A 12,864-nucleotide genomic window follows, 5' to 3' on the forward strand; every position below is an offset into this window, starting at 1 on the left:
AAATTAGAAAGTAAATTGTCCATTTTTGTAAATTTGAATTTCTTTGCCATCAAAAGTTGTAGCATAAATGTTTAAATCAGAAGAACCAATCATAAAGTCAGTGTGAACTCTTGAAACATTACAACCATATTTTTCAAGTACTTCATTAGAATCTAATTTTTCTTCTGTATTTAAGCATGATGGATATCCAGCTCCGATTGCTATATGGCAAGAAGCATTTTCATCAAAAAGAATTTCATTAAATACTTTTCCACTTTGAGCAATTGGAGTCCTTTCATCTACAAGTGCGACTTCTCCTAAATATGATGAATTTTCATCTGTTTTTAAATAGTGATCTAGAACTTCTTGTCCTTGTTTAGCTTCACATTTAACAACTTTACCATCTTTAAATTCAAATCTAATATCATTACATAGAGTTTGAAGTACTGTAACTGGTTTTGTAGTTGTTACATAACCATTTGCGCTGTATTTATCTGGAATGCTAAAATGTTCAAAAGTAGGAAGGTTTACAAATATATTTTTTCCATTACATTCATCGCTACCTCCTAACCAAACAGCTTCTTTTCTTAAAGAAATAGTTAAGTCAGTTCTGGGACTTACATAATGAAGAGTTTTAATATTTAAATTATTAAGATATTCATTACCACTTTCAAATTCTTTATCAAAATCTTTCCAAGCTTGTATTGGGTCATCTCTGTCAAGCATCAAGATCTTTGCTAATAAATCTCTCATATCTTCAGTAGTTGAATTTAAAACTTGTTTTGCCCATTTTTTCATTGGGTAACAAACAATACACCAAGGTACTTCAAAATTTTGTCTTGCAATACGACCATATTGTACTAATTCACTTTTTGACTGAATATGTGAAGCTAATTTATTTTTATCTACATCGTTTAAAACCATGTTGTTTTCTGCATCAGGAATATAAAGCATTGCCCATTTTTCATCAGTTCTTTCTTTATCAATAGCAGTTAGATATTTTGGGAAAATTGATACTTGATCAATGTCTTGTGAATCACATCTTGCTTTTATAAGAGCTGAGTCTAAAATATCAATATCTACATTAATTGCACCAATTTTATATGCATCTTTAGCAACTTTTGCAGCAAATTCATAATAATCAGGTGCACATCTGATTACAAGATTCATGCCTTTTTCAAAACCCAATCCTAAATCTAAAATTAATTGAGAGTATAATTTATCAAAGCGATTTTTTGTCATTCTAATCCTCCTAAAACCACATAATACCTTTAGATGATATTACTTTTATAGTATTAATTCAATTCTTAGTTAAATTATTAAAATCTAAAAATTTTTAAGTAATTTATAAAAATTTTCTATTTCGGGATTCAAAAAACAATGTGAGAATAAACAAGCAATAAAGTTCTAAGGAGGAAAAAATGAAAAAATTAACAATAGGATTATTGCTCTCTCTCGTTTTAATTAGCCCTGTTTTTGCTAATGGTCAAGCTGAAAGTGGAAGTGACGAAATAGAAATTGGATGTGCAATTTACAAATTCGATGATACTTTCATGACTAATACTCGTAATGCATTTGCTGATGCAGCACAAGGTAAAGCAAAGGTTAACATTGTTGATTCAATGAACGTTCAAGCAACTCAAAATGAAAAGGTTGATTTATTTATTACACAAGGTGTTGATGCATTAGCTCTTAACCCTGTAGACCGTGCAGCAGCTGGTGTCGAAATTGAAAAAGCAAAAGCAGCAAATATTCCTGTAGTATTTTTCAATAGACAACCATTTGATGAAGATATGGCTAAATGGGACAAGGTTTATTATGTAGGTGCTAAAGCTGAAGAATCTGGAACAATGAGTGGACAAATTGTAGCTGATTATTGGAAAGCTCATCCAGAAGCAGATAAAAATGGCGATGGTGTTTTACAATATGTAATGATTAAAGGTGAACCTGGTCACCAAGATGCTGAATTAAGAACTGAATATTCAATTAAATGTTTAAATGACAATGGAATTAAAGTTGAAAAATTAGCTGAAGATACTGGTATGTGGGACCGTGTTAAAGGTCAAGAAAAAATGGCTGCATTCCTAACATCAAAAGGCGATTCAATTGAAGCAGTATTTGCAAATAATGACGATATGGCACTTGGTGCAATTGAAGCATTAAAAGCAGCTGGTTATTTCTCAGGCGACAAATATATGCCAGTAGTTGGTGTTGATGCAACAGCTCCAGCACTACAAGCATTAAAAGAAGGTACTTTATTAGGTACAGTATTAAATGATGCTGTTAACCAAGGTGCTGCAACATTCAATATTGCTTATGAATTAGCAAAAGGTAATGTACCAACAGCTGCATCAATCGGTTATGAAATTACTGATGGTAGATATGTTTGGGTTCCTTATCAAATGGTAACACAAGACAATTACGAAGATTTTATGTAGACTAAACAATTTAGTTTGATGCTCTAGGATGATATGTAATTGTCCTAGAGCTAATTCTTAAAAAAGGATCTAAGATGGAATATATTTTAGAAATGCGTAATGTAACAAAAACATTCCCAGGTGTAAAAGCTTTGGATGATGTTACTTTACAAGTTAGACCAGGTACAGTTCATGCTCTAATGGGAGAAAACGGAGCTGGAAAATCGACATTGATGAAATGTTTATTTGGTCTCTATAAAATGGACTCTGGAAATATTTTATACAACGGCGAAGAAGTACAAATTAATGACGCTAAAGAGGCTTTGCATCTTGGTATATCTATGATTCACCAAGAACTTCATACAAACCCTCATAGAAGTGTTATGGAAAATGTTTGGCTTGGAAGATTCCCCAAAGTAGGTGGTCCCAAATCTCCTTTTGTTGATCACAAAAAAATGTACAAAGATACTAAGGAATTATTGGAAAGTTTAAACTTAACAATGAAGCCAACAGAGCTATTGAGGAATTTATCTGTTTCTCATGCTCAAAGTGTTGAAATAGCAAAAGCTGTTTCATATGATTCGAAAATTATTATTATGGATGAACCTAGCTCTTCATTAACAGAAAGTGAAGTAGCTCATCTATTTGGAATTATAAATGGATTAAGAGACAGGGGTGTTTCAATAATTTATATCTCTCATAAAATGGAAGAAATTTTACAGATTTCTGATGATGTTACAATTATGAGAGATGGTCAAAATGTTGGAACATGGAAAGCTTCTGAGTTAACTACTGATTTAATTATTAAGAGAATGGTTGGTAGAGATTTAACTCATAGATTCCCTGATAGATCTCCAAAAATTGGTGATGAATTATTAAGAGTTGAAGATTATACTTCTCCTAATCCTCTTTCATTTAAAAATGTTTCTTTAACTTTAAGAAAAGGTGAAATTTTAGGTATTGGTGGTCTAGTTGGAGCACAAAGAACAGAAGTTATGGAGTCTATATATGGATTAAGAATTCATACTACTGGAAAACTTTTCTTAAGAGGCAAAGAAATTGAAGTCAAACGTCCAATTGATGCTATGAATAAAGGTATGGCTTTATTAACAGAAGAAAGAAGAAGAACAGGTATTTTCCCACTATTATCAGTTAAAGAAAATTTATTAATTGCTCATTTAAAGGATTACGCTAAACATGGGCTTTTGAAAAATGATGGTATGGAAAAAGATAGTATTGAACAAATAAAAACATTAAGGATAAAAACACCAAGTACTAAAACTTTGATTAGATCTCTTTCTGGTGGTAACCAACAGAAAGTACTATTTGCTAGATGGCTTTTAACTCAACCAGATATTTTAATTTTAGATGAACCAACTCGTGGTATTGATGTTGGTGCTAAATATGAAATTTATGTATTGATGAAAGAAATAGCAGAACAAGGTAAGGGTGTTATTATGATTAGTTCTGAAATGCCAGAATTACTGGGAATGACAGATAGAATTGTAGTAATGAGTGAAGGTCGCGTTGCTGGAATTGTAAATAGTAAAGAAACTAGTCAAGAAGAAATAATGACACTTGCAACAAAATATGTTGGTTAGGGAGAAATATGATGGAAAAATTAGCTAGAAAAAATAACCTTTCAAAAGATAATTTAAAAGTGATATTAATGGATAAAGCAATATTAATTGTTTTGTTTGTTTTAATTGTAATAATTGCAATTATTAATCCAAGAATTCTTAGTTTAAGAGTTTTAAGAGATGTTTTAATGCAAAGTTCCACAAAGATTATTATAGCGCTTGGTATGATGCTAGTAATCTTAATTGGTGGTGTTGATCTTGGTGCTTCAAGACTTGTTGGTATGGCTGCTGTTGTATCTGCTTCATTGTTGCAAACACAAGATTATGTTAGAAGATTCTACCCAGAAATGGGCAATTTACCAATTATTGTACCTATTCTCATTGCTGTAGTTTTAGGTGCTGTTTGGGGTGTTTTAAATGGTGTTGTTGTTGCAAAGTTCCAAGTTCCTGCATTTATTGCAACCTTAGGATCTATGTTAATAATATATGGTGTAAATTCAATTTATTTTAATTTACCTCCAAATAATTCACAACCAATTGGTGGTTTAAGAAGTGATTTTACATTCCTTGGTTCAGGTTCTATAGGGCCGATTCCTGTCATTGTAATATTCGCTTTAATTGCAATAGTCTTTATGTGGGTTTTATTAAATAAAACTGTATTTGGTAAAAACATATATGCTGTTGGTGGAAATAAAGAAGCTGCAGTTGTTTCTGGTATTAATATTACCTCAATTATCATTGGCTTATTTATCGTTTGTGATTCATTAATTGCATTTGGTGGTGTTTTAGAAGCTGCTAGAACTGGTGGTGCAACAAATAACTATGGTGTCGGATATGAATTAGATGCTATCGCATCCTGTGTTGTTGGTGGTGTTTCTGTTACAGGTGGTGTTGGTAAAGTAAGTGGAGTAATCACTGGTGTATTAATCTTTACATTTATTAACTATGGATTAACTTTTATTGGCGTTAATCCTTATTGGCAAAACATTATTAAAGGTATGATTATTGTTTCTGCAGTTGCCTTTGATATACAAAAATATGTACAAAAAAAGTAGTCTTTATATTAACTCCTTTATTATTATTAATTATTAGAGCTCTTCGGAGCTCTTCTTTATTAATACAAAATAAATAGTTTTCTTTGGACATCTTCATCAAACATAGTTTCTTTAGTTACAAAAATATAATCAATATCTTGTTTAATTATATCATTGCCGTTAAGAATTTCACTTGCTGCATAGACTCCTTGATAGCCCATAGCAAAACTGTTTAAAATTAAAAGTTCATCTATTATACCAGTTTCTAAATTTTGAATATTAGATAAAGAATGGCTTGTTGCCATATAATAAATATTATCTTTATGGTTATGTGAGATAAAATATTTAGAAACACCTTCAGATGAATCATCATCAAGGGCAATAATATAATTAATTGTTTGATAGTTATTTAAATAATTATCAAGAATCTCTTCTATTCTATTAATATTGCTTCCTGCATATAATGAATTGCATTTTATATTATCTTGGGATTTGAGCACATCCATAATACCTTTTTCTATATACCTACTAGATGAAACATTTTTACTTCTACTTACTAATAGAATGTTGGTTTTTTCACCATTTATTTTATTAATAATTTTTTTAGCGACATTAGTTCCGATCTGATAAGTATTTGTCATTACTGAGGCTGTAATTATATTTTCGTCGTCATCGATTTCATTATAAAGTTGAACAATTTTAATTCCTTTATCTTTTGCTTCTCTTAGTGGTTCAATTAATGCTTTATTATCACTAGGTGTTATTACAATAGCATCAACATTTCTTTCAATAGCGTCTTGAACAAATTCAGTTTGAACTTTTATATCAGATGCACTGATTGTTGAAAAAAATTCTACTGAGGTTTGTGTATCTGTTCTAGCTTCTCTTGCTCCATTTCTCATCGCACTCCAGAATTGGCCACCTTCTTTCATTCTGATAAAAGCAATTTTATAAGGATGTGTTTCATTTGTTTGTCTTTGATTAATGTATATGAAAACAGAAATAGCCATTGCAATTATAATTAAAATTATTGGTATTATTATATTTCTCTTTTTCATTTTATAATCCTTTTGACTTTGTGATTTGTTTGATTTGTTCTAGATGTGGAATTGTAATTGTAACTTTTGTACCTTCATCAATCTCAGATTCAATATTCAAGCCATATTCATCGCCATACGCAAGTTTTAATCTCATATTAACATTATATACTCCAATACCATTTCCATCTTTTAAGTGTTGTTTTTTATCAGTAGTTAATAAAGATTTTCTCACTTCTTCACTCATTCCTGTTCCATTATCTTCAATAATAATTTGAATTTTATCAGTACCCATTTTTTGTGCTCTGATTTTAATTATTCCTGGATCCATTAAATATTTTATCCCATGATAAATACTGTTTTCAACAATCGGTTGAGTAATTAATTTAATGGTTTGGCATAATTTAATATCTTCTTCAATAGAGATTTCAAAATTAAACTTATCAACATAACGCATCTTTTGAATGACTAGGTAATTTTTACAATGCTCTAATTCCTCTTCAAGTGTAATAACTTCATGACCTTTGGAAATTGATATTCTAAAAAGCTTTGCAAGTGCAGAAATAAGAGTGATAACTCCTTCATCATCCCCTTGTTCTGCCATCCAAATAACGGAGTCTAAAGTATTATATAGAAAGTGAGGATTAATTTTTGCTTGTAATGCTTCAAGTTCACTCTTTCTTTTTAACTCTTGTTCTTCAATTATTTTTTCCATAAGAGTTTTCATTCTTTTTGACATTTCGACAAAAGAATTTGAAAGAGATTTTACTTCTAATGAAGCTCTATCAATTATCTCTGGAGAAAAAGCTTCTTTATGTATATTTTCCATTTGTTTTTCTAAAATTCTAATTGGACTTGTTATATAGTTGGATACAATTTTTGCAATTAAAATTGTTATAAAAATACTTGCTGCTAAAATTATAATGATTGCTATAGTAAATGAGTTGAAACTTTCTAGTAGCATTTCATTTGGAAAAGCAACACCAACAATTCTCCATCTTGTGTAGTCAATTGTTTGGATAACTTTTAATTTATTTTCACCTGAATCATTAGAATAATATTTTCCATAAATCTTTTCTTTAATATCATCAATATTTTCAAAGAATTGGTCATAGTTAATTAAAGTTTGTTTTGGGTGAAATACTATATTATTATCTTGATCAATTATAAAAGCATAACCCGTTTTACCAATGGTCGCATAACTCATTATTTCTTTTAATTTAGTATAACTAAAGTCAATTAGCATTATTCCAAGTTGTTCAACACCGTTTTCATCTATATAGTTAAAACTTTTACTATAGCTAATTACCCAAGGATATCTTAGTGGAATAAGACGTTGAACATGAGCTCTTGAGAAATAATAATCTCCATTTCCTTTTAGTGCATTTTGAAACCAGCTTTGTTGCGATATCTCATTTTTATCTCTTAAATTATTAGCTGTTGTACCACCTATTATTGTTCCATCACTGTTGAAAAAGTTAATAGTAATAATATCGTTTCTAGAATCTAGAATAGTGTTTAATCTAAGATCAATACTTTCTTTATCAATTAGGTTAATGTTTGTGCAGTAGTCTAAAGTAGTATCACCAATTTGCATAACATCCGTTATAAAAGATGTTATGCTTCTGTTTGCTTGAGTTACAGTTTGTGTTGTACTAATTTCTATATTACTTTTAGTTGATCTATAAAATTGAACAGTTATAGTAATCGTAACAACTGAAACAACAATAATAGTAAATAAAATTAAAATTCTGGCGAAAATATTATTAATTGAGGATTCACTTGTCTTCATTTTATTCTTTTATCTTTTGTTTATAAGTTGAAGGTGAATCACCTGTAATTTTTTTAAAACAGAAAGAAAAGTAGTTAGAATCAGAAAATCCGACTCTCTCGGCGATTTGATAAGTTTTTGGCATGTTCAATTCTAGTTTGGGTAAGGGCTTTGGTAAATGGAGTTTTGGTTTCTTTTTTGAAAGTGCTACTAAAATAAGCATTGCTTACACCTAATGTGTCGCAAATTACATCTTGATTAAAATTTTTATCTTGGTAATTTTGTTCAATTAATTTCTTAGCTTCTTCAACAAATTTTATATTGCTTGATTCTCTTTTTTCTTGAATTTTTTGATTAATTTTTATAGATATTTCTTTGATTTGTGGAATAACAGTATTAATTGTATTAACAGAAGAAATTTTATTTATTAATCCTAAATATTTACTAAGATTTATATTATAGCTTAGTGCTAAATTGGTTAATAAAGACAATATTTTCATTACATATGATTCAACTTCCAAAGGATTATAATTTGAATCTTTACTGAATAATAAATCAACAGCTTGATCTATATCTTCTTTACTTCCTAGTTTTATAGAAGAAATTAAGTTTTCAATATAATCATCTTGTAGATTTTCTGTAGCTTCAATTAAGCTAATAGGTTCTAAGTCTTATATAAAGAAAATATTTTGATCTTTGTAATAAGCTTTGTAGTTGATTGCTTGTATGCATTCTTTATAAGCAATATTGAGATCTTTAATATCATTTATAATTTTACTTATTCCTATATTGCATTTAGATTTTGTGTAAAAATGGATAAATTGACTGATTTCTTGAATTTGTTTTAGAGTTCTTTTTTTAAATAATGGTTTTTCAATTGATTCTTGGCCCTTCAAGGAATAGTAAAAAGTAAGAATCATTTTGTTATTAATAATTGATTGAATAATATTATTTTTTGAATCAAAATGATTTTTTAAAATGTCTTTTATAGTTAATAAATTTAATTCTATATCATCATTAATTTCAGGCTCAATTAAACATGTCATGTAATAGCTATAGTAAACAGGTAATCCATATTCTTCAGCTTGTTTAATCATGCCGTGATAGTTTCCTAAATAAATCTCGTTAATTGTTTTTTCTTTTATTGCAGGAATTAAATTATTATATATTTTATTTAATCTTTCTTTGTCCGTTCTAAGAGCAATTTCATTATCTAATTTAACTTTTATATTTTTTAATAGTTCAATAATGTCATTTTTTGAAACAGGTTTTAATACATATTCAGTTACATTATATTTTATTGCTGTTTGGGCATAAGAAAATTCATCATGTCCAGATAGAATTACGATTGAAGTAGTAGGTGAAGTTTTTCTTAGTTCTTTTATTAATTCTATGCCATCCATGTATGGCATTCTAATATCAGTAATTATTACATCTGGAGCTTTTTCTTCGATTAAATCTAAAGCTTCTAAGCCATTTTCAGCAAAGCCTATAATATCAAATCCATATTCATTCCAAGGGATTAATCCTTTAATTGAATCTCTAATTCTAGACTCATCGTCAACTATTATTATTGAATACATGTTTATATTTTAAAATATGTATTCCTATATGGCAACTAATTTATTTTCTAGAATTATTTTGATTTTTATTTATTAAATAGATATTATTTGTATAATAGAGTGTAAATTGAATAGTTAGGAATTTGTATGAAAAAAATAGAAGTAGTTGCAGCAATCATTATAAAAGATAATAAAATATATTGCGCTAAAAGACCTGATAAGGGAGAAGTTGGTTTAAAATGGGAATTCCCAGGTGGAAAAATTGAAAAAAATGAATCAGCTGAAAATGCACTTATCAGAGAAATTAAAGAAGAATTAAATGCAACTATTGAAGTAGATAAATACTTTATGACAGTTGAACATCAATATACTTCATTTTTTATAACTATGCATAGTTATCTATGCTCAATAAAAACAGGAGACTTAAAAAGAAATGAACATGTTGCTGATACTTGGTTAGAAGTTGGTAACTTAGATTCTTTAGATTGGGCCCCTGCAGATCAACCTATTGTGGACAAACTAATTAATACTATTCAGCAGTAGTAAAATATTCATAGATATCATCTCGTACAGGAGTTTCAAGAGTATAGTTTATTTTAAAAGCAGAGGTGTTATCAATTTTTATTGGTATTGCATCACCTTGTGGATATATCTCTCCTAGAAAGTAAAAATCTTTAGAATTATTAGTAGCTTTATTCTTTCTAACAAATAAATAAATTTTAGTATTATTTTCTTTAGCTCTATATATTTTTTGCCAGTCTATACTCTTTATAGTTCTATTCTTTTTTGAGATTGCAATTATAGAGGTGGGAGAGGTGAAATGATCTTGATAGTTTATTGCATCCTCTTCTTTTTCATAATTTATGAATACAGGTAAGGTATTAGTATTTTTATCATACATATATCCATTCATAACAGCAGAGCAATCTTTTTCCCAGTTTAAAGCCTTACAGACTTCTTCATAAGAATATTGTTTAAATAAAGTTAATTGAGTGTTCTTATAATTGTTTTTGTAATTCTCATTATATTGAGAAATAGAATAGTTAATTATTTCTTTAACACAGTTGATGAAAGTTATATTTTTTAGATATTTTTTTAATTGACTTGTTGGTTTTATATAATTATCAAACTTTTCAACTAAAATACAAGCTTTATGTTTTTCTATACTTTTTTGAGTTTTCGGAATTATATTATATTGATGAGATAATATTTTATAAGCAACTTTTTGTTGTTTTGTTATATAAGGAATTTGTATTTCAGCAACTTTTTCATTCGAATCAATTAACTGATTTAAAAGATTAATCGATTCATAATGTTTACCTTTTGCAATCTTAGTTGATAAATAATTAAGAGCAAAAAGTTCTTCATTATTAAGTGTATAAGGAGAATTTTCTTTTTCACATTCTTTTATAAGTTGATAATAGGAGCCGTAGTTTTCAATTACTAAGTTAAAGTCAATTTCTGCGTACTTATTAAATTCTTCAAAGGATGGAATGTGTGATAATTCACTTTTCAAATATTTATAAGCTTCTTTAATATTCTTTTTTGTACTTAATTTGCTATTATCTATTGCACTGTAAATTTGATGTCTTGAAATTTGATCAAACTCAATAGTTGAGCAACCAGATAAGAATGCTGAGCCATCACTTACTGTTTTTCTAATTGTTTCTCTATTAAAAGATTTATCTGAGGATAGAGCCATAGGTATACAATAATTGTTTTCATAATTTCCAATAAAATCTAGAACTATTACAAATTCTTTATCAGGATATTTTCTTAACCCTCTACCTAATTGTTGAGTAAAAATTACAGCAGATTTTGTTGGACGAAGTAAAATAATTTGATTTACTGATGGAATATCAACACCTTCATTAAAGATATCAACACTAAAGATATAGTCTAAATTTGAATCATCAATATCATCACTTTCTAATCTTTCAATTGCTCTTGTTCTCTCTTCAATACTACTACTAGCTGATAGTGCAATTGTTTTATAGCCATTTTTATTAAACTTATCTGATAGAAGCTCTGCTTCTTTTACATTTCTTGTAAAAATTAAGCCCTTCACTCTATCTCCAGAATGTCCATAGAATTTTATTTTTTCAATTATATTTTTTACTCTATCATCACCACTTAGGTCATTAATATTTGTATTGTCATCTACTATTTTTCCATCAATATAAATCTCTGATATTCCAAAGTAATGAAAAGGACAAAGCAAGTTGTATTCCATTGCTTGTTTTAAATCAATTTTTAAGGCAATGTTTTTATCAAAGTTTTCTAGAACATCTTTAGCATCTGTTCTACTAGGTGTTGCAGTCATTCCAAATAAGAACTTTGGTTTAAAATAATTTATAATTTTTTGGTAACTATATGAAGGAGATCTATGAGCTTCATCTATTATGATATAATCAAATTCATCTTTTTTAAATTTTGTATAAATCTCTTCTTTTGCCATCATGTTCATGGTTGAAAAAAGATAGTCACAATCATAATCTTTATATTTGCCAGAAAGAAATCCAGTGTTAATTTCCGGCCCTAAAACTGTCTTATAACTTTCTTCAGCTTGTAATAAAAGTTGTTCTCTATGGGCTAAAAAAAGGAATTTTTTTGGCTTATAATTTTTAACATCAAAGGCTGATAAATAAGTTTTACCAGTACCCGTTGCAGAAATTAATATTGCTCGTGTTTCTCCTGAATTACGTATCTTTTTTAAAGCTTCTACCGCTTTTACTTGCATCATATTGGGTTCTAAGGACATCGTTTTAATATTTATTTGTGAAACTTTATCTCTTAGTTTTTTGGTTTCTAAATACTTTTTCTTATATTGTTCTAACCAGATGGGAGTTAAGTTTATAGAATCTTTCCAAAGCGTTATAAACTCTGAATTAATATTATTTATTAAATTACCATTTTCTTTACTAGTTACTTTTAAATTCCATTCTTTGTTAGATAGAAGCGCCGCTTGAGTAAGGTTTGAGCTACCTACAAAAAGAGAGAAATAATCTTCTTGTTCAAAGAGATATCCCTTTATATGAAAAGCTTCTTTTTCATATATTTTTATTGTTAGATTTTTAAATTCATTTAATCTTTCTATTGCTTTTGGTTCAGAGAAGTTTAAATAGTTAGAAGTGATTATTCTTCCCTTAATATCTTTTTTTTCTAATTCTTTTAGAATTTCTAATAAGATATTTACTCCACTGTGTGTAATAAAAGCAACTGAAAAGCAAAAGCTTTTACAGGTTTTTAATTCTTTTTTTATTTGTTCAAAGACTTTTAACCCTTGTTTACTATCATTTATAATTAGTTTTGGAGCAAAACTTAAATTTGCCTCAGTGTTTTTGTCAATTAAGCCAAATTCAGTAGCTTTTAATAATACAGAAGAATCACATTGCATATATAGCAGCTTATCATTCAAAATTTAGTGAGTAAAGATCTTTCTTGATAGTTATCTATTTAAAATCTATTAACTTTTCTTTTTCTT

10 protein-coding genes are annotated in these 12,864 nt (G+C 28.3%); 4 read left to right on the forward strand and 6 right to left on the reverse strand.

What is annotated here, in order from left to right:
* Positions 1-3 precede the first annotated feature (3 nt).
* A complete protein-coding gene (locus ACZ5RS_RS04730) occupies positions 4-1,221 on the reverse strand; it encodes an aminopeptidase (RefSeq protein WP_464637972.1) in 1,218 nt (405 codons plus the stop codon).
* A gap of 179 nt (positions 1,222-1,400) precedes the next feature.
* On the opposite strand from ACZ5RS_RS04730, the gene ACZ5RS_RS04735 reads away from it, so the two are divergent.
* The 3 genes from ACZ5RS_RS04735 to mglC all read left to right on the forward strand — a co-directional run bounded on the left by ACZ5RS_RS04735 (position 1,401) and on the right by mglC (position 5,031).
* Positions 1,401-2,417 (forward strand): galactose ABC transporter substrate-binding protein, encoded by a 1,017-nt coding sequence (locus ACZ5RS_RS04735; protein ID WP_464637974.1) that lies wholly within the window; start codon positions 1,401-1,403, stop codon positions 2,415-2,417.
* A 74-nt stretch (positions 2,418-2,491) separates the two neighbouring features.
* Complete coding sequence (locus tag ACZ5RS_RS04740) at positions 2,492-3,997, forward strand: sugar ABC transporter ATP-binding protein (RefSeq protein ID WP_464637976.1); 1,506 nt, start codon at positions 2,492-2,494, stop codon at positions 3,995-3,997.
* A gap of 11 nt (positions 3,998-4,008) precedes the next feature.
* Positions 4,009-5,031 carry a galactose/methyl galactoside ABC transporter permease MglC gene (mglC, locus tag ACZ5RS_RS04745; RefSeq protein WP_464637978.1) on the forward strand — a complete coding sequence of 341 codons (1,023 nt, stop codon included), beginning with the start codon at positions 4,009-4,011 and terminating at the stop codon, positions 5,029-5,031.
* Positions 5,032-5,090: 59 nt separating this feature from the next.
* Here mglC and ACZ5RS_RS04750 read toward each other — a convergent pair whose 3' ends face one another.
* The 4 genes from ACZ5RS_RS04750 to ACZ5RS_RS04765 all read right to left on the reverse strand — a co-directional run bounded on the left by ACZ5RS_RS04750 (position 5,091) and on the right by ACZ5RS_RS04765 (position 9,401).
* Positions 5,091-6,068, reverse strand: coding sequence for a sugar ABC transporter substrate-binding protein (locus ACZ5RS_RS04750; protein WP_464637980.1), 978 nt, complete (start codon positions 6,066-6,068; stop codon positions 5,091-5,093).
* 1 nt (position 6,069) lies between these two features.
* Complete coding sequence (locus ACZ5RS_RS04755) at positions 6,070-7,839, reverse strand: histidine kinase (protein WP_464637982.1); 1,770 nt, start codon at positions 7,837-7,839, stop codon at positions 6,070-6,072.
* An 80-nt stretch (positions 7,840-7,919) separates the two neighbouring features.
* On the reverse strand, positions 7,920-8,339 hold the full coding sequence (locus ACZ5RS_RS04760; protein WP_464637984.1) for a hypothetical protein: 420 nt from the start codon (positions 8,337-8,339) through the stop codon (positions 7,920-7,922).
* Positions 8,340-8,489: 150 nt separating this feature from the next.
* Positions 8,490-9,401 carry a response regulator gene (locus ACZ5RS_RS04765; protein WP_464637986.1) on the reverse strand — a complete coding sequence of 304 codons (912 nt, stop codon included), beginning with the start codon at positions 9,399-9,401 and terminating at the stop codon, positions 8,490-8,492.
* 126 nt (positions 9,402-9,527) lie between these two features.
* On the opposite strand from ACZ5RS_RS04765, the gene ACZ5RS_RS04770 reads away from it, so the two are divergent.
* Complete coding sequence (locus ACZ5RS_RS04770) at positions 9,528-9,923, forward strand: (deoxy)nucleoside triphosphate pyrophosphohydrolase (RefSeq protein ID WP_464637988.1); 396 nt, start codon at positions 9,528-9,530, stop codon at positions 9,921-9,923.
* Here the strand turns inward: ACZ5RS_RS04770 and ACZ5RS_RS04775 are convergent.
* A complete protein-coding gene (locus tag ACZ5RS_RS04775) occupies positions 9,910-12,777 on the reverse strand; it encodes a DEAD/DEAH box helicase (protein ID WP_464637990.1) in 2,868 nt (955 codons plus the stop codon). The genes ACZ5RS_RS04770 and ACZ5RS_RS04775 overlap by 14 nt on opposite strands.
* Between the last annotated feature and the right edge of the window lie 87 nt (positions 12,778-12,864).

The organism is Pleomorphochaeta caudata, from assembly GCF_055395745.1.